At 69.9% G+C, this 17,909-nt stretch carries 17 protein-coding genes; 8 read left to right on the forward strand and 9 right to left on the reverse strand.

Annotated features, from left to right (window positions below; translation table 11 throughout):
- Positions 1–12 precede the first annotated feature (12 nt).
- On the forward strand, positions 13–552 hold the full coding sequence (locus E0H75_RS19335) for a GNAT family N-acetyltransferase (protein WP_165553850.1): 540 nt from the start codon (positions 13–15) through the stop codon (positions 550–552).
- Here E0H75_RS19335 and E0H75_RS19340 read toward each other — a convergent pair.
- From E0H75_RS19340 to E0H75_RS19360, 5 genes are all read right to left on the reverse strand, one after another.
- Positions 542–1,273, reverse strand: coding sequence for an amidohydrolase family protein (locus tag E0H75_RS19340; protein WP_131514974.1), 732 nt, complete (start codon positions 1,271–1,273; stop codon positions 542–544). The genes E0H75_RS19335 and E0H75_RS19340 overlap by 11 nt on opposite strands.
- On the reverse strand, positions 1,267–1,995 hold the full coding sequence (locus E0H75_RS19345) for an amidohydrolase family protein (RefSeq protein ID WP_131514975.1): 729 nt from the start codon (positions 1,993–1,995) through the stop codon (positions 1,267–1,269). The genes E0H75_RS19340 and E0H75_RS19345 overlap by 7 nt, the downstream gene beginning before the upstream one ends.
- Positions 1,995–3,227 carry a DegT/DnrJ/EryC1/StrS family aminotransferase gene (locus tag E0H75_RS19350; protein ID WP_131514976.1) on the reverse strand — a complete coding sequence of 411 codons (1,233 nt, stop codon included), beginning with the start codon at positions 3,225–3,227 and terminating at the stop codon, positions 1,995–1,997. The genes E0H75_RS19345 and E0H75_RS19350 overlap by 1 nt, the downstream gene beginning before the upstream one ends.
- A 277-nt stretch (positions 3,228–3,504) precedes the next feature.
- On the reverse strand, positions 3,505–5,460 hold the full coding sequence (locus E0H75_RS19355) for a YncE family protein (protein ID WP_131514977.1): 1,956 nt from the start codon (positions 5,458–5,460) through the stop codon (positions 3,505–3,507).
- Positions 5,461–5,550: 90 nt separating this feature from the next.
- A complete protein-coding gene (locus E0H75_RS19360) occupies positions 5,551–6,765 on the reverse strand; it encodes a helix-turn-helix domain-containing protein (protein WP_131514978.1) in 1,215 nt (404 codons plus the stop codon).
- 126 nt (positions 6,766–6,891) lie between these two features.
- Here E0H75_RS19360 and E0H75_RS19365 point away from each other — a divergent pair, with 126 nt between their 5' ends.
- Positions 6,892–7,524, forward strand: a complete 633-nt coding sequence (locus E0H75_RS19365) for a maleylpyruvate isomerase family mycothiol-dependent enzyme (protein ID WP_131514979.1) — start codon at positions 6,892–6,894, stop codon at positions 7,522–7,524.
- Between the two features lie 3 nt (positions 7,525–7,527).
- On the opposite strand, the gene E0H75_RS19370 is transcribed toward E0H75_RS19365, so the two are convergent.
- A complete protein-coding gene (locus E0H75_RS19370; protein WP_238163140.1) occupies positions 7,528–9,459 on the reverse strand; it encodes a potassium transporter Kup in 1,932 nt (643 codons plus the stop codon).
- Positions 9,460–9,559: 100 nt separating this feature from the next.
- On the opposite strand from E0H75_RS19370, the gene E0H75_RS19375 reads away from it, so the two are divergent.
- Complete coding sequence (locus tag E0H75_RS19375) at positions 9,560–10,813, forward strand: MFS transporter (protein WP_131514980.1); 1,254 nt, start codon at positions 9,560–9,562, stop codon at positions 10,811–10,813.
- Positions 10,810–11,343 carry a chloramphenicol phosphotransferase CPT gene (cpt, locus tag E0H75_RS19380; RefSeq protein ID WP_238163141.1) on the forward strand — a complete coding sequence of 178 codons (534 nt, stop codon included), beginning with the start codon at positions 10,810–10,812 and terminating at the stop codon, positions 11,341–11,343. The genes E0H75_RS19375 and cpt overlap by 4 nt, the downstream gene beginning before the upstream one ends.
- Here the strand turns inward: cpt and E0H75_RS19385 are convergent.
- A complete protein-coding gene (locus E0H75_RS19385) occupies positions 11,321–11,938 on the reverse strand; it encodes a TetR/AcrR family transcriptional regulator (protein ID WP_165553852.1) in 618 nt (205 codons plus the stop codon). The genes cpt and E0H75_RS19385 overlap by 23 nt on opposite strands.
- Positions 11,939–12,013: 75 nt before the next feature.
- On the opposite strand from E0H75_RS19385, the gene E0H75_RS19390 reads away from it, so the two are divergent.
- The 3 genes from E0H75_RS19390 to E0H75_RS19400 all read left to right on the forward strand — a co-directional run bounded on the left by E0H75_RS19390 (position 12,014) and on the right by E0H75_RS19400 (position 16,113).
- Positions 12,014–13,024, forward strand: a complete 1,011-nt coding sequence (locus tag E0H75_RS19390) for a hypothetical protein (RefSeq protein WP_131514981.1) — start codon at positions 12,014–12,016, stop codon at positions 13,022–13,024.
- Positions 13,024–13,983 (forward strand): aldo/keto reductase, encoded by a 960-nt coding sequence (locus E0H75_RS19395; RefSeq protein WP_131514982.1) that lies wholly within the window; start codon positions 13,024–13,026, stop codon positions 13,981–13,983. The genes E0H75_RS19390 and E0H75_RS19395 overlap by 1 nt, the downstream gene beginning before the upstream one ends.
- Positions 13,984–14,118: 135 nt before the next feature.
- On the forward strand, positions 14,119–16,113 hold the full coding sequence (locus E0H75_RS19400; protein WP_238163142.1) for a GMC oxidoreductase: 1,995 nt from the start codon (positions 14,119–14,121) through the stop codon (positions 16,111–16,113).
- A 3-nt stretch (positions 16,114–16,116) separates the two neighbouring features.
- On the opposite strand, the gene E0H75_RS19405 is transcribed toward E0H75_RS19400, so the two are convergent.
- Both E0H75_RS19405 and E0H75_RS19410 read right to left on the reverse strand, forming a co-directional pair.
- Positions 16,117–16,635 (reverse strand): VOC family protein, encoded by a 519-nt coding sequence (locus tag E0H75_RS19405; protein WP_131514984.1) that lies wholly within the window; start codon positions 16,633–16,635, stop codon positions 16,117–16,119.
- A 63-nt stretch (positions 16,636–16,698) separates the two neighbouring features.
- The gene (locus tag E0H75_RS19410) at positions 16,699–17,427 is read right to left on the reverse strand and encodes a LysR family substrate-binding domain-containing protein (protein WP_131514985.1); all 729 of its coding nucleotides are present in this window, start codon (positions 17,425–17,427) and stop codon (positions 16,699–16,701) included.
- Positions 17,428–17,475: 48 nt separating this feature from the next.
- On the opposite strand from E0H75_RS19410, the gene E0H75_RS19415 reads away from it, so the two are divergent.
- Complete coding sequence (locus E0H75_RS19415; RefSeq protein ID WP_131514986.1) at positions 17,476–17,868, forward strand: DUF5997 family protein; 393 nt, start codon at positions 17,476–17,478, stop codon at positions 17,866–17,868.
- The last annotated feature ends 41 nt before the right edge of the window (positions 17,869–17,909 follow it).

The raw sequence follows: 17,909 nt of genomic DNA on the forward strand, positions 1-17,909 counted from the left end.
TAGGTTGTGTTCGTGGAGAGTCATGGGGCTGGCGTGCTGGAGATCGCGGACGAGTTGACCGAGGCGTACGTCGAGGTGTTCACGGCCCCGCCGTGGCAGCACCGGGATCCGGACGAGACGCGAGTCGCGTTCCGGCGGCGGTTGGAGGGCGACGCCCGGCGGGACGGGTTCCAGGCCTGGGTGGAACGGTCCGAGGACGGGCGGATCGCGGGGTTCGTGACCGGTTGGATCACGCCGGCGCCGTTCCGGACCGATCGGTCCTACGGGAGCGTGCAGAAGCGGCTCGGCCCGGAGCAGGTCGAGGAGTTGCTTGTCGGTGGCTTCGAGATCGACGAGCTGGGGGTGCTCGCGCACGCCCGCGGGACGGGCCTCGGGCGGCGGTTGCTGGAGACGGCGACCCAGGAGCAACCGCGCGCCTGGCTACTGGCCTGGAACCAGAATCACGACACGCTCGCGTTCTACCGCAAGATCGGCTGGCAGGAACCACCCGTCCGGGGCCCCGAGACCGACATCGTGGTCTTCGTGTCCCCGAACCAGGCGCTCAGAGGCTGAACAGACTGGTGGCGTTCTGCCACATGATCGCGTCGTGTTCGGTGGGCGTGAGGTTGGCGGCTTCGAAGGCGCCCAGGGCGACCGAGGGGTCGATGAGGGTCGCGTCGGTGCCGAACATGAGCCGGGAGTGGCCGATCTGGTCCAGGACCCAGCGGATCCGGTTGGCGTCGGGGGCGGACCAGCACGGCTCGAACCAGATGCGGTCCGAGCGGGACGCGGCCTCGGGCAGGTGCGGCCAGCCGAACGCGCCCATGTGGCCGGCGATCACCCGAGCGTCCGGGACGCGGGCCGCGACGTCGGCGAGGTCGAGGACGTTGTCGCCCCAGGTGTGGACCAGGGTGGGCAGTCCGAACTCCGTGGTGAGCTCGATCGCGGCCTGCATGCCGGGAGACGCGATCGGGGTGCGGCTGTACTCGGTGTGGATCTTGGCCCCGACCCACCGGGAGCGACCGTCGCCGGCGAGCAGTTCGTCCAGATCGGCCCGGGCCTCGTCCAGCCGCCGCGGATCCACCACGAGCATCCCGCGCAGCCGCGGGTCGGCCGGGAGTTGCTCCGCGAGCGAGCGGTTCCCCGCGGGGGCGTCGTACACGATCGCCTCGATCGCGGAGACCAGTTGGAGGTCGATGCCGAAGCGGTCGATCAGGTCGATGTTGACGTCGATGCTGCGCACGTCCATGGAGAAGAACCACGGACCCCAGTGCGCGTGTACGTCGATCAGCATGCCGGCTCCAGGAGGTTGGTCAGGGACTTGCTGCCGGCCTGGGCGATCTCGGCGTGCGTGAGCTTCGAGGTCAGCAGGCGGCGTACCACCGAGTGGGTCTCGTGGAACGGCGTCCGGCAGCCGAGCAGCAACCGCTCGGCGCCGACCTCGCCGGCGACGATCTCCAGCGAGTCCGGCCCGGTGAGCATCCGGGTCGAGGTGTGGAACCCGCTCTCCGCGCGGGCGAGCACGATGAAGTCGCCGAGGTGGTAGAAGTGCGTGTCGAGGAACACGACGCGCGCCCCGAGACCGCGGAACGGCGTACCGATCTTGCGTACGTCGCCCTCCACGAAGATCGTCAGGTCCGCCTCCACCAGCAGCCGCACGACGTGGTCGAACGACGGGAAGCCCGGCTCCACACCCTGCGCGGTCGGCGCGAGCCGGATCGTCCGCGGGCGGTCCGGCTGAGCCAGGATCCGCTCGAGTTCCCGCTCGGCGCCCAGCACGTCGCGCAGGTCGAGCACCGGGGCCGCCGACCAGCCGTTGCTGTCGGCAACCTGCCGCGCCCCGTCGTTCCCGGTCGGTACGTCGAAGTGCACGGCCCGCAGCGAGGACACCACACCACCGGAGATCCCGGTGGCCTTGAACACGTCCTGCACCGCGTCGGGACGACTCCAGCGACCGGTCGTGACGTCGTGCCCGACCAGTACGTCGCAGTCCAGCAGGTGCGGGGTGTCGTTCATCAGGCCTCCCGGGCCAGTGCGCTGTGGACCTTGCGGATCGCGGCGACGATGTCGTCGACGTCCGCGTCGGTGTAGTTCTCGTTCCAGGGCAGGACCAGCAGCCGGCTGGTGATCAGGTCCTCGGCGTTCGGGCACAGACCCGGCGGATACTCGACGTCCTGCAGGGGGAACTCGGACTGTCCGTAGGTGACCCGCTCCCGCACCGCGGGCGCGGCGTACAGCGGGCTGGTGAGGTAGCCGCCGACCGCGGGCACGCCCTCGGCGGTCAGGGCCGCCGCCCACTCGCGCATGTCGCCCGCAACCTCCGGGTCGATGATCAGCGGGTACTGCCAGTACACGTGATCGCCGCCGTCCGGTGGCGCCGTGATGCCGGCCAGGTCGCCGATCCCGGCCGTGGCGCGTGCGGCGCCGGTACGACGATCCGCGACGATCTCCCGCACCCGCGACAACTGCGCGCGGGTCACCGCCCCCACCAACTCGGTCATCCGGTAGTTGAGGGCGAGGAACAGGTAGGTCCGCTCGTCGGTGTCGCGCGGCCAGCCCTTGTCGGCGAACAGCCGCATCCGCCGGGCCAGTGCGGCGTCGTCGGTGACCACGAGACCGCCGTCGCCGGCGCTGATGTGCTTGGTCTGCTGCAGGCTGAAGCAGCCGATGTGCCCGATCCGCCCGACGTACGTGTCGCCGACCGGGGCGAGGTAGGCCTGCGCGCAGTCCTCGATCAGGACGATCCCGTGCTGATCGCACAGCTCCCGCAGTTCCCGGATCGGGGCCGGCTTGCCGAACAGGTGCACCGCCATCACGGCCTTCGTCCTCGGCGTGATCGCGGCGGCGACAGCGGCGGGATCGAGGTTCCCCGTGATCGGGTCGACGTCGGCGAACACCGGTACGGCGTTCTGCATCATGATCGGGAACACGGTGCCCATGTCGCTGATCGGCGTGGTGATGATCTCGTCACCCGGCTCCGGGTTCACCGCGGCGACCGCGAGGTGCAGCGCCGCCGTACCCGAACTGCACGCGACCGCATGCCCGGCGCCCAGCAGGTCCGCGAACTCCCGCTCCAGGGCCGGGACCTCGGTGCCCCAGGTCGCCGAGAGCATGCCACTGCGCAGCACCCTCTCCACGGCCTTGACCTCCTCGTCGCCGAACCGGCGGCCGGAGGAGTCGAACACCGACGGCAGGGGAGTGGTGCGCACCGGCGTACCGCCGTCACGGGCGAGCGTGCTGTTGTCCATCGAAACGCGTCCTCACGTGGTTGAGGTTGCTTACGGCAACGGTAGTTGGACGAGATCGCGGTCGGCGAGACCCCGGACGACGTGCCGGCGGCCGGCCACCGGGGTCAGCTGGGGCACGGTGTACCACCCGGTCACCGGGTTGTTCACCAGCAGCTCCGCCCCGGTCAGGCCGGGCCGAGCCGGTACAGATTGCCGCCGAAGTTCGTTTCACCATAGACCCCGGAGCTGTCGATGAAGATCTGGCCGTAGCGTACGGCGGGATAGCTGGGTCATCGGCTCACTTCTCCCGGGGAAGGTTGCCGGTGCGGACCAGGTCCCGGCCCTTGATCGTGTAGAGGGCGTCGCCGGTGGGCGACGTCGTGATCAGCGGATAGCTGTAGATCTGCGCGGCCAGCCCGGCGACGACCGTGGTCACGGTGGGCGCGCCCTTGCGGTTCGGGACGAGTTGGAACACGCGCTGACTGTCCGTCCCGAAGAGCCCGGAGCGCGCGATCGTCAGCCGGCTCTGACTGGTGCCGAGGACAACGGTCGACAGCAGCTTGCCGGTGTGTGGATCCAGTACCGCGAGCCGCCCGTCGTCGGTGGTCGCGTAGAGCCTGCCGCGATACGTCAGCAGGTCGCTGTAGCTCTGAGCGCCGGCGAGCGGCGCGACCTCCCACAGCGTGCGGTTGCTGCGCAGGTCGAAGGCGACAACCGTTGCCTCGGGCAAGATGGGCGTCGTACCGAGGCTGTTGCGCGTGGCCCCGCCGAGGTAGGCGATGCCGGAGTCCGTGGTGACCGAGCGGACCGACTGGTGCGGTACGACGCCGCGGTGGACCTCGCGGACGCCCGTGTCCAGGTGCTGCTCGGTGAGCGTTCCGTCGTACTTCCCGTAGTCGGGCTCGGTCGCGATCAGCCAGGTCCGCGAGCGGGCGTCGTACGCGTCGTCTGTCGGGCGGGTCTGCTCGTGGCCGATCTGGCCGAGTTCGTGCAGGCCGGAGCCGTTCGGCGTCATCGCCCACAACCGCGCGAGCGTGTAGACGCCGAGGTAGACGTCATCGCCGACCGGGGTCAAGGTCTTGGCCTCACCCGGCAGGAAGGTCCGCGTGCTGGTGCCGGTGGCGAGATCGTGGACCTGGATGCCGGCCTTGCCGCTGACGAGCACCGAGGTCTTCGTGGCCGCGATCCCCATTGCCTGCTCGGGCGCCGGTGGCAGCCCGGCCTGGCCGAGGTCGGTGCCGCTGAACGTCCCGGTCGCCTCGTCGAAGTCGACGACCTGGCTGGTCAGCTCGGCCCGGATCGTGGAGCCGTCGACGAAGATCCGGTTGAAGTACGCGCCGTCGTACGGCGAACCGAGCGGTGTGAGCGTGGTGTCGCGGTACTTGTAGAGCGTCCCGGACGGGCGGGTGCCCAGATACACGTCGCCGGTCGGCTGGTCGATCGTGATGGCGGTGACGTACTGGTCTCCGCCGGGCGTCTGCACCTCGACCGGGTTGCTGAGGTCGGTCGTGTTGAACAGCAGCATCGTGCCGGTCGGCGAGAGTCCGGCGGCGAGCGTGGTGCCGGACAAGGTGAGCGTTGCGACAAAGGTGCGGTCCGCGTACCTCGCCGGGAGGACGTCGTGACGATCGCCGGTCGCACGGTCGATGGCGATCAGGTGGGCCTTGGTGCCGACGCCCGCGTAGATGGTGGTCGCGTCGGCGGCGATGCTGCGGACGTACTGTTCGCCGGCGATCGCCGCGCCGTACGACTTGGTCGTGCCGCTGGCCGGGTCGTACTCGTGGACGGCGCCGTCGGGGTAGGTGCCGGCGACGATCTTGCCGTCCGGGGTGGCGGCGATCGACCAGATGAACGAGCCGAACTGCGCGACCCTGGTGGCGGTCCCTGTGGTGGTGTCGATGCGGTAGACGTCGCCGGGGGTGTAGAGGGCGACGTACAGATCGGTGCCGATGTGCGCCATCGCCCAGGCGCCGGCGCCGGTGGGAAGCGCGAGTTTGCGATCGACGGTGCGCGTGGCCGGGTCGAAGGCACCGACCTGCACCGGGGAGACGCTGGACGTCACTGTCCAGATCCGGTCACCGACCTGCTCGGCGACGCTGGTCGAGGTGACGGCGGACGCCGGGCCGAGGGTGTCGATCGTGACCGGCGTTTCGGGCTTGGCCGGAACTTCGGCCCGGGCGGTGACTCCGGCACCCAGCAGTGCCGCGCAAACGACGACGGTGCCGATCAGTCTCCGTGTGAACCGCTTGTCCACAAGGCCTCCCGGGGTGAGCCAACCGCTATTACGGTCATGGCTGTAATTATCCCGGAACCCTACGCGGGCCCGATTCGGGGCGTCAACAGGTCAGAGATGGACGCGGTAGATGATCAGCGGGCGGCCGCTGCTGGGGCCTGCCTGGGTGCCGGTCGCATCGGCCAGGCCGGCGCGTTCGAGGCGGTTGAGCACACGGCGGGCGGTGCGCGGCTGGATGCCGAGGTGGTCGGCGACCGTGCGGGTGGTGAGACCGGCCTCCGGGGTCGCGTGGACCAGCTCCTGGAGTCGCTCGAGGGTGGCCTTGGACAGGCCGGCACGTTGCGCGAGGAGTTGGAGCTTCGAGCGTTGCTGCGCGCGGGGCGCGCCGCCGCCGACGAGGACCAGGTCGATGTCGTTGCGCAGCGAGATCACGGCCGCGGTCCGTCCGGCGGTCTTCGCCCGGCCGAGGGCGCGGCGGGCCAGCGCCTCGGTCTCGGTGCCCGAGCCACCGATGCCGAACCCGATCCGCACCGGTCCGAACTGCTCCTTGAGCCTGTTCAGCATGCCGAGCTCGGTGAACGCCGCGGTCGCCTGCTCCAGTGGTCCCCGCGTGGCAACGACCAGGAACCGCTTGTCGTCGTACCGGATGACGCTGCCGCCGAGAGAGCCGGCCTCGCGTCGCAGAGCGTTCTCGCCTTCCGCGGCGATCTCGACCAGGCCGAGCGCGATCTGCGCATCATCACTGCGCAAAGCGTCGTGGACGAGGAGCAGACCGTTGACCGCCGCGCGGACGGAGTGCACCGAAGGCGCCAGCCGGAGCGTCGTCTGCTCGGTCCGGAGCTTCTCGTACGCCGACCGGATGCAGGTGATGGCGACGGTCGCGTGGGCCTCGCGGTGGAACGCGAGTACGTCGTCGGAGCTGAGGCCGGGGCGATACGGGAGGACGCGGATGCCTCGGGTCGGCAGCCCGACCTCGTCGAGCGTCTCGTGCACCTGAGCCTCGTCCAGGATGTCGATGCTCATCGAGGTGATGTCGCGGCCCTCGCGGAGGAGCTGGACCAGCGCGCGCATCAGGGTCGCGCCGGTGTACTCGACGTGGACGGCCGGACGGTCGAGGAGATTGTTCGCGGCGGCGATCTGATACGGCACGACGCCGGTGAACAGCCAGGCGTCGACGGTCGGCGGCGCCTCGGCCATCACCTTCGGGGTGTCGGTCTCGCGGCGGTAGCGCAGCGGCACGACCTCGATACCGCGCTGGGAGGCGAGGACCCGTCCGGTCGACGTGACCAGATCCGACGGACCGACAACCCCGATCGTCGTCACCATCCGCGGTCCTCCTCACTGTGCGCATCTGTCCGGCGCGCTCAGTCTCACCAGATCACCGACCCCCTGCAACAACGCGCGCCGTACGCGGCCGTCCGAGGGTTCACTCCGGTCCGCTAGGTTGCGAGCATGACGCGCACACTCGCCACCAGTAACGGTTGGGTTGCCCAAGGTACGGAGCTCTGCGCGAGAGCGCTCGCGGACGCGGATCTCGACGCCCCGTCGTCCCTCCCGGGATGGACCCGCAAGCACGTCGCCGCGCACCTGTCCAACAACGCCGAGGCCCTCGGCAACCTGGTGCACTGGGCGCGGACCGGCGAGGAGCGCCGGATGTACACGTCACCGGAGCAGCGCAACTCCGACATCGAGGCCGGGTCGCAGCGTCCCACCGAGGAACTGGTGCAGCGGTTCCAGCAGACCGCGCAGACCCTGGCCGAGGCCATGTCGGCGCTGACCGAGGAGCAGTGGCAGGCCGAGGTGCGGAGCGCGCAGGGGCGACCGATCCCGGCGACCGAGGTGGCGTGGATGCGCAGCATGGAGGTGATGATCCACGCCGTCGACCTCGACGCCGGCATCACCTTCGCCGATCTGCCGACCGGCTTCCTCGAGGAACTCTGCGCCGACATCCGCGCGAAGAGCGAGACCGATCCGCAGGTGCACGGTCCGCTGCACCAGTGCGCGGCGTACCTGACTGGCCGCTCTTACGACGACGTACTCACGCCTGACGGCAAGCCGGCGCCACCGCCGCCACCCTGGTTGTAAACCTCAGACCTCGACGTGCGACCCGATGATGACCGTCCGGTCGCGGGGCAGGTTGAAGTACTCGGCGGCGTCCGCGGTGATGTGTGACGTGGCGATGAACAGGTGCTTGCGCCAGCTCGCCATCGTCGCCGCCGGCCCCTTGCGCAGCTCGATCTTGGACAGGAAGTACGACGCCCGGTCCAGGTCGATCCGGCCCTCGGTCGCCTCCGGGTCGAGCAGGGCCAGCGCCGCGGGCACGTCCGGCGTCTCCATGTACCCGAACCGCGCGGTGACGTGGGTGATCCCGTCGTCTCCGTACCCGAGTTCGTTGGCGGTCACCCGTTGGTCGTCGGCGACGCGAGGTACGGGCTCGGTCTCGATCGAGACGATCACGACATGCTCGTGGCGCACCTGGTTGTGCTCGACGTTCGCCCGCAGCGCCAGTGGTGCCGTGGTGCGGCCGCGGTTGAGAAAGATCGCCGTTCCCGGAACTTCCTGAGCCACCAGCCCGCCGGAGCGGAGCTCCTCGATGAACTCGTCCAACGGGCCCTCGAGCCGTTTGCGTTCGGCGGTGACGACCGCGCGGCCGCGCTGCCAGGTGGTCATGACCGTGAAGGCGGTCAGCGCGATCAGCAGCGGCAGCCAGGCACCGTGCAGCAGCTTGGTCAGGTTCGCGCCGACGAACAGGACGTCGACTGCCAGCAGTGGTACGGCGCCGACGGCGATGAGCCACTTGGGGACGTGCCACCGGTAGTGGGCGACGTAGAAGAACAGCAGCGTGGTGATGCTGATCGTGCCGGTGACCGTCATGCCGTACGCGTAGGCTAGGGCAGCGGAACTGCGGAAGGCGAAGATCAGCGTGAGCACCGAGGCGAACAGCAGCCAGTTGATCCAGGGGACGTAGATCTGGCCGATCGTGGTCACCGAGGTGTGCGCGACCCGGAGCCGCGGCAGGTATCCGAGCTGGGCCGCCTGTGACGCGACCGAGTAGGCACCGGTGATGACCGCCTGGGACGCGATCACCGTGGCCGCGGTCGCCAGCAGCACCAGCGGCAGCCGCCCCCAGCTGGGCACGAGCAGGAAGAACGGGCTGCTGATGTTGCCCGGGTCCTCCAGGATCAGCGCGCCTTGCCCGAGGTAACTGAGCGTGCAGGCCGGCAGCACCAGAAAGAGCCAGCCGCGGCTGATCGCGCGCCGGCCGAAGTGACCCATGTCGGCGTACAGCGCCTCGGCGCCGGTGACCGCGAGCACGATCGCGGCCAGGGCGAAGAACGCGATGTGGAAGTGGCCGATCAGGAATCCGATCGCGTACGTCGGCGCGAGCGCCTTGAGGATGTCCGGGTTCCCGACGATCCCGCCGATGCCGCAGGCACCGATCACCGCGAACCAGGCGATCATCACCGGGCCGAAGACCCGGCCGACCGTCTCCGTGCCGCGGCGCTGGACCAGGAACAACACGATGATGATGACCGCCGTGATCGGTACGACGTAGTGCCCGAGCGGCGGCTCGACGACCTTCAGACCCTCGACCGCGGACAGCACGGAGATGGCCGGGGTGATCATGCCGTCGCCGAAGAACAGCGAGGCGCCGAACAGACCCAGGGCCGCCAGCACGGTCGCTGCCCGGCGCCGCCCGGGGTGGCTGGTCCGCCACTGGCGCAACAGCGTGATCAGCGCCATCACACCGCCCTCGCCGTCGTTGTCGGCGCGGAGCGCCAGCAGGATGTAGGTGACCGTGACGATGATCATCACCGACCAGAAGATCAGCGAGACGACGCCGTAGATGTTGTCGGTGCTGACCGGGACCGGATGCGGGTCCTCGGGGTTGAACACGGTCTGCAACGTGTAGATCGGACTGGTCCCGATGTCGCCGAACACCACTCCGAGTGCCGCGACGACCACCGCCAGCCGCACTGTGTTCTGCGCAGCACCGTGCGGCGCGCCTGAAGCGTTCACGGAAGCGGACCCTACCCCTCCGGGGTGGTCAGTCCGGTGAGCGGCGTCGAGAACCCGCGACCGGCTCCGACGTACCAGGTGACCGAGAAGGAGGGACCTGATGAGTCCGGAGCGGATCCTGCGCACGTACATCACGCTGACCGCGGTGGCGACCGGGGCGTCGTCGATGATCTGGGGCATCAACACGTTGTTCCTGCTCGACGCAGGCCTGAGCATCGGCGAGACCTTCGCCGCGAACGCGTTCTTCACCGTCGGCATGATGCTGTTCGAGGTGCCTACCGGTGTCGTCGCCGACACGGTCGGCCGGCGGGCGTCGTACCTCCTCGGGGCCGCGACCCTGTTCGGGTCCACGCTGCTCTACCTGTTCCTTTGGCAGCACCACGCGCCGTTCGTCGCCTGGGCGGGTGCGTCGGCGCTGCTCGGGCTGGGGTTCACGTTCTTCAGTGGTGCGACCGAGGCCTGGCTGGTCGACGGCCTGAACGCGACCGGGTACGACGGCGAACTGGACGCCGCCTTCGCGAAGGGCCAGATCGCGAGCGGCGTCGCCATGCTGGTCGGCTCGATCTCCGGCGGCTTCCTGGCGCAGTGGACGAACCTCGGTGTCCCGTACGTCGTCCGCGCGGTCCTGCTCGCGGTCACCTTCGTGGTGGCGTGGTGGTCGATGCGCGACGTCGGCTTCACGCCGAAGCCGCGGGTGTCGGTGGCCGGTGAGATGCGCGGCATCCTCAAGGCGTCGCTGACTCATGGACTGCTCAACCCGCCGGTCCGCTGGCTGATGCTCGCGGGTCTGTTCGGGGCCGGGGTCGGCGTGTACGGCTTCTACGCCGCGCAGCCGTACCTCCTCCAGCTGTACGGCAACCCCAACTCGTATGCGGTCGCCGGCCTGTCCGCCGGACTCGTCGCCGGTGCGCAGATCGTGGGCGGGGCCTCCGCGGCGTATCTGGCCCGGCTGTTCCGTCGTCGTACGACGCTCCTGCTCGTGGCGACCGGGGTCATCGTCGTGACGCTGGTGCTGATCGGTCTGGTCCCGGGTTTCTGGATGGCGCTCGTGCTGCTGAGCGTGTGGGCCATCATGTTCGCTGCGATCGGGCCGGTCCGGCAGGCGCTGTTGAACAGCCAGATCCCGTCGGCTCAGCGGGCGACCGTGTTGTCGTCGGACAACCTGCTCGCCTCCGGCGGCGGAGCGGTCATACAGCCCACGCTCGGCCGGTCGGCTGATGTCTGGGGCTACGGCTCGGCCTATCTGATCAGCGCAGTGATCCAGCTGCTCGCCATACCGTTCCTCCTGCTCGCCGGACGGAGCTGGGCCCGGACCAGTCCCAAGCCGTTGGAATCGCTATCGTTGCCGGCGTGACGGGTCGGCTGATGGTGGTCAACGGTGGGTCCAGTTCGGGGAAGTCCGGGATGATCCGGTGTCTGCAGGCGATCCTGGACGAGCGGTGGCTGACGTTCGGGGCGGACAGCTTCGTCGAGGCGATGCCGGCCGCGATGCAGGCGTCGGACGACGGGATCCACATCGGCCCGGACGGCGAGGTCGTGGTCGGCCCCGAGTTCCGGCACCTGGAAGCGGCCTGGACGGCCGGGATCGTCGCGATGTGCCGGGCCGGCGCGAACGTCATCATCGACGACGTGTTCCTCGGCGGAGCCGCATCGCAGCAGCGCTGGCGCGATGCGGCAGGCGACGTCGAGATCCTCTGGGTCGGCGTCCACTGCGATCCCGACGTAGCCGCCGGGCGGGAACTGGCCCGCGGCGACCGGGCGGTCGGGATGGCGGCGTTGCAGGCCACCCTCGTCCACGAGGGCGTCAGCTACGACGTCGAGGTCGACTCGAGTCACACCGAAGCCTTGGACTGCGCCAGGACTATCGCCCGGCACCTGAAGTGACCCGCGCGAGAGCTGAGCCGATCCGCGTCCGGTGATCCGCGGCGACCTCAGCCTCGTCGTCACCGGCCAGAATCCGCCGGATCGACTCCAGGTGGACGGTCCGGTACGCCGCAACCGCCAGCGCAGCGGTCAGGCGAGCATCGGGGACGCCGGTGGCCTCCATCGCAGCCGCGATCGCCTGCTCGAGGTGGTCGAGCAGCTCGCGAGCGCGGGACTGCAGCGCACGCGAGGACTCGACCAGCCGCCAGAACGCCGCGAATCGACTCCGGATCGTGGACAGCGGATGCCCCTCGTCCGCCAGCTTGATCATCAGCTCGGACAACGCGGCGACCGCGGAGGTGCCGGCCGGGCGATCGGTGACGGCGGTAACCACCAGAGCCTCGGCTTCCGGGTAGCGGTCGAAGAGCAGGTCCTCCTTCCGCGCGAAGTGGGCGAACACGGTCGGCCGGGCGACGTCGGCGGCCTCGGCGATCTCCGTCACCGACACCGCGTCGAAGCCGCGCTCCAGGAAGAGCGCCGTGGCGACGTCGGAGATCCGGGTCCGGAGCTCGGCCTTCTTGCGCTCGCGGCGCCCGGGCGCTGGCTGCTGGTCCACGCCGTTCAGGGTAGGTGAACTCGTACTCGATAAAAAGATGTACCGAGTATGAGATTGATTGCTACCGTAGAGCCCATGCGTCCTCTCGGGGTGAACTACGACACCGGCCTGCAGTACGACGGCCGTTCGACGCGCCGGCGCTTCGACGCCGGCACGGTCCGCGACGAACTGCGGACCATCGCCGACGACCTGCACGCTCCCGCCGTGCGGGTCTCGGGCAACGACCCGGACCGGCTCACGATCGCGGGGGAGGCGGCCCTCGACGCCGGATTGGACCTGTGGTTCTCGCCGGTCCCGATGGATCTCGAGCCGGACGAGTTCATCGCCTTCCTGTCCGACTGCGCGACCCGCGCCGAGACGTTGCGGACGTCCGGCCGCGGCGATGTCGTCCTGGTGCTGGGCTGCGAGCTTTCCGTGTTCTGCAAGGGATTCGTGCCCGGCGACACGTCGGGGGAGCGGCTGGCGACGATGGCCGATCCGGCGACCTGGGCCGATCAGGACAAGCTCGCGCAGCTGTCCGAGGGCCTCGCGCGGTGGGGCGACGTACAGCAGCGACTGGTGGCTGCGGCCCGCGCCGAGTTCGGCGGCCGGATCACGTACGCCGCGGGGATGTGGGAGGACGTGAACTGGGAGCTGTTCGACATCGTCAGCATCGACGCGTACCGCGACCAGCAGAACGCGGCGACGTTCCACGACGAGTTGGTGGCCCGGCAGAAGTGGGGCAAGCCGGTCGCGATCACCGAGTTCGGCTGCTGCGCCTACCGCGGCGCCGCTGCTCGGGGCGGCTCGGGCTGGATGATCGTCGACCGATCCGTCGACCCGCCCGCGATCAACGGGCACTACGAGCGCGATGAGGGGGAACAAGTGGAGTACCTGCTGGAGCTCGTCGAGGAGTTCGACCGGATCGAGCTCGCGGCCGCGTTCTGGTTCAGCTTCGCCGGGTACGAACTGCCGCACCGGCGGGGCGACCCCGCCCACGATCTCGACCTGTCGTCGTACGGGCTGGTCGCGACCGATGACGACGGTGGCTGGCGGCCGAAGCGTGTCTTCGGCGCGCTGGCCGACCTGAACGGCGATCGGCGCTGATGGACTCCGTCCGGCTGGGAGAGACGGGTCTGCGGGTCTCGCGGATCTGCCTAGGGATGATGAGCTTCGGCACCGGTGGCGCCCGCGAGTGGCACCTGGGCGAGGAGGCCGCGGAGCCGATCGTACGGCGGGCAGTCGACGCCGGGGTCACGTTCTTCGACACCGCCGACGCGTACTCGAAGGGAACCGGCGAGGAACTGACCGGCCGGCTGCTGCGGAAGTTCTTCGGCCGCCGCGAGGACTATGTACTCGCGACCAAGGTGTACTACCCGACCGGCCCCGGACCGAACGACCGCGGCCTGTCCCGCAAGCACATCCTGGACGCGATCGACGCGTCGCTGCGCCGGCTCGGCACCGAGTACGTCGACCTGTACCAGATCCACCGCTGGGACGACGAGACGCCGATCGAGGAAACGATGGATGCTCTCGCGGACGTCGTCCGGGCCGGGAAGGCCCGCTATCTCGGGGCGTCCAGCATGTTCGCCTGGCAGTTCGCGAAGGCGCAGCAGGTCGCCCAGCAGGTGACGCAGATCCCGTTCGTCTCGATGCAGAACCACTACAACCTGGTCTACCGCGAGGAAGAGCGCGAGATGATCCCGCTCTGCGTCGACCAGGGCGTGGGCGTGATTCCGTACAGCCCGCTCGCGCGCGGCCTGCTGGCCCGGACCGGCGGAGGTACGGCGCGTTCCGGCAGCGACCCGGTCGCCGACGACCTGTACGGCGAGAGCGACCAAGCCGTGGTGAAGGCCGTTCACGCGGTCGCCGCGGATCGTGGTGTGCCCCCAGCCCAGGTCGCATTGGCCTGGCTCCTCGGCGCTCGCGGCGTCACCGCTCCCGTGGTCGGCGCTACCCGCGCGCAGCACGTCGAGGACGCGGTGGCTGCCGTCGACCTCACGCTCACCGCCGAGGAGCGGGCGCTGGTGGAAGCGCCGTACCGTCCGCATCCGGTGACCACCTGACTGGACCGGCCGCGGGGCGGCTGGTGGCCGGACGGTTTGTCGGCGACTTGGCGCCGGCGTTGACCAGCCGGCCTTGGTACTCCGGCATGAATGATTGAGTGGGAGCCGGCGTCCTCTGACGAAGGAGATCGGACTGTGGGGTTGTCGGAACGGCAGCGGTTGGTAGTCGAGCGGTTGGCGGAGCTCGCGATCCCGGCGGACGACTTCCCGTCGGCGGCCGAGGCCGGAGCGGTGGGGTTCATCGAGCGAGTGGTGACCGAGGACCGGCCGGACTGGCTGGTGCGGGTCGAGCGCGCGCTGGAGGTCGCGGGCGATGAGCCGGACCTTGAGGTGGTGATGGCAGATCCGGACGGCGCCTGGCTGGTGCGGATCATCGCGCAGGGGTTCTACGCGGGGGATGGGCAGGTCCGGCCGCCCGCGTGGACCATGGTCGGTTGGCAGGCGGACAAGGCCGGGGCGTGGGCGCCGGTGCAGACCGACCTGCGCATCACACGGCGGTCGGAGTTGGCGGATCGGTACGACTGCATCGTGGTCGGCTCCGGCGCAGGCGGCGGTGCAGCCGCACAGGTGCTGGCCGAGTCCGGGCGGTCGGTGCTGGTCGTCGAGACCGGTCGCTACCCGACGACGGAGTCGTTGTCCCGCGACCACCTGCGGAACCCGCGGTCGGTGGCCGGTCTGCCCGCACTGACCGACCCGGATCCGTTCGGACGCCCTCGGGTCGCGGTGATCGACGGCGTACCGCGGCAGGTGCTGCCGCCGGACGGTGGCTGGGGCAACAACGCCTTCACGGTCGGCGGCGGCACCCGGGTGTACGGCGCTCAGGCCTGGCGGTTCGTGCCGCGCGACTTCGCGATGGCGAGCACGTACGGCGTTCCGTCAGGGAGCGCTCTGTCGGACTGGCCGATCACGTACGACGACCTGGCGCCGTACTACACGTTGGCCGAGCAGAGGTTCGGTGTGAGTGGTGGCGGTGTCGACCCGTGGCATGAGCCGCGGGAGCTCCCGATGCCGCCCATGCCGCGTACCGGTCCGGCGACGCGGCTCGCGGCGGCCGCGGAGCGCCTGGGTTGGGGGACTCTCGACGTACCGCTGCTGATCAACTCGGTCGACTACCAAGGGCGAGCGGGCTGCGTGCGGTGCGGGCAGTGCGTCGGATTCGCGTGCCCGGTCGAAGCCAAGTCCGGCACTCACAACACGGCGTTGCCGGCCGCGCTCGCGACCGGACGGTGCACGTTGGTCACCGAGACGACGGCGGAGCGACTGGTCACCGATGCATCCGGCCGTGTGACCGGTGTCGCGCTGGTCGCCGAGGATTGGCGCCGGACCGTGCAGTGTGAGGAGGTCGTGATCGCCGCTGGTGCGAGCGAGACGCCGCGACTCCTGCTCAACAGCGCTCACCATCGCGAACCCGATGGCCTCGGCAACAACCAGGACCAGGTCGGCCGGCACCTACAGGCGCACGTGTACGCCGGTGCGGTCGGGCTGTTCGATGACGAGCTGGCCGATCTGATCGGCCCAGGTGTGTCGATCGCGACCTGCGACTTCCGGCACGGCAACGACGGGATCGTGGGCGGCGGGATGCTGGCGAACGAGTTCGTCCCGACACCGGCCTCGACGTACGACTATCTGACCGGCGCCGGGCTGATCCCGCGGGCCGGTGCCGCGGGGAAGCAGGCGATGCGGCGGGAAGCGCGGCGCATGCTGCGGGTCGTCGGGCCGATCCAGGAGGTCACGTCGGCGGAGTCCCGGGTGCAGGTCGATCCGCTGGTCCGCGACCGCTTCGGCAATCCGGTCGTGACGATCAGCGGCTCGATTCACCCCGAGGACGTCCGGGCGCAGGCCTTCATGAGCGCGAAGGCCCGCGAGTGGCTGGCGGAAGCGGGCGCGGTCCGGACGGCTGTCGGTGCGATCGGTGCGACGCGGCAGGCGAGCAGCGGGCAGCATCAGGCGGGCACCTGCCGGATGGGCGACGACCCGGCGCGATCGGTCACCGATCCGTACGGCCGGGTCTGGGGTCACGCCAACGTCCGGATCGCCGACGCCTCGGTGCACGTGACGAACGGCGGAGTGAACCCCGTGCTCACCGTGCTGGCCAACTCACTGCGGATCGCCGAGCACCTGGCTGGGTGAAAGTCAGGCGAGGACGCGGGAGATGCCGACGCCGCTGCGGGCGTCGCGGCCGTACTTGTCCACCTCGGCCGCGAGGTCCAGGCGGCGTACCCCTGCCTTCGCCCGGTCCTCGTCGGTGAGCAGGTCGGCGGGGATGATCCAGACGACCTCGAACTCGAGCCCGTTCGGGTCCTTGCCGTACAGGGACTTGGTGGTGCCGTGGTCGGACTGACCGACCAGGGCGCCGGCCTCGGTCAGGGTCGCGGCGAGGTCCTCGAGGTCGCCGAGGGTGTCCACCTCCCAGGCCAGGTGGTAGAGCCCGACGGTCGTCTGCCCGGCACCGGACGGGCCGGCCTGCGGGCCGAGTTCGAACAGGCCGAGGTCGTGGTCGTTGGTCGAGCCGGGCGCGCGGAGGAAGGCCGCGCCCTGGTAGGCGTCGCCGCCCTCGGTGTAGCCGAACCCGAGCACGTCGCGGTAGAAGGCGACACTCTCGGCCACGTTCCGCACGTACAGCACCGCATGGTTCAAGCGGAAGATCGCCATCGAACAAACCTCTCTCGTCGGGACTCTTCCGATGATAGTTGAAGACTCAACCGAAAGCCACGGCTAGCGGCGACGCGGTCTGCCGGTCCTCTTCCCGGCACCCTTGGCCAGGGCCTTCTTGGCCGGGGCCTTCTTGACCGGAGCCTTCTTGGCGGGCGTTTTCCCGGTCGGCGTCTTGGCCGCGGGTTGTGCGCCGCGGCTGCTGTTGACCGTCCGGCCGCGGACGATCCCGATGAACTGCTCCACCAGTTCTGACGTCTCGTCCTCGGGCCAGCACAACGCGACCTGCGACTCCGGCGCGTCCAGCAGCGGCCGGTAGGTGAGGTCCTTGCGGTGGTGCAGCCGGGCCAGCGACTGCGGTACGACGAGCAACCCGGTGCCCATGGCAACGAGTGCGATCGCGTCCGCCGTGGTCGGGGGACGTTCGTCGATCACCCGTCCAGGTGGGCGTTCCCAGGCGAAGACGTCGTCCTGCGGGTAGAGCATGAGTTCGCCGGCCAGGTCGTCGGTGGTCACCTCGTCGGCCGCCGTCACCAGGTGGTCCTTCGGAACCACGACCACCGTCTGCTCGACGTACAAGGGGATGGCGTGCAGGCCGTCGCGGTCGATCGGCAGCCGGAGGAGTACGGCGTCCGCCTCGCCGCGACGTACCAGGGCCGGTGCTTCGGCGGCGGTGACCTGGATCAGCTCCAGCGGGATCCGGGGCAGGCGCTCGGCCCACATCCGCACCCACTTGGCAGGTGTCACGCCGGGCACGTAGCCCAGCCGGAAGGTGGGTCGCGGGCCGGTCACGGTGGCCAGGTTACCGGGCGTGACGGTGGCGGTCGCTAGTCTTGCCGCATGACGGCGCGTAAGACACCCCAGACGATGAAACCGGCCACGGCGGCCAAGAAGCTCGGGGTGTACCTCCAGGCGACCCCCGCGGAGTTCCAGCAGGGCGCGGTCTCCCGCGACGAGCTGAACGCGCTCCAGACCGACCCGCCCGAGTGGCTCCGCGAGCTGCGCCGGACCGGTCCGCACCCGCGGCCCGTCGTCGCGGCCAAGCTCGGCGTCTCGATCAGCGGCCTCGCCCGGGCCGGCATCTCCGAGGCGCTGACCACGGACGAGATCGAGGCCATCAAGTCGGAGAACCCCGACTGGCTCGAGCACGAACGGGCCACCCAGGCCGACGTCCGCCGCCAGGCCGCCGAGCTCAGGAACAAGACGGACCCAAGGCCCGACCCCTTGACGTGACCCGTCACTCAGGCACTATTTTCGGTCATGACCGTAAATGC

The organism is Kribbella capetownensis (assembly GCF_004331485.1).
Classification (GTDB): domain Bacteria; phylum Actinomycetota; class Actinomycetes; order Propionibacteriales; family Kribbellaceae; genus Kribbella; species Kribbella capetownensis.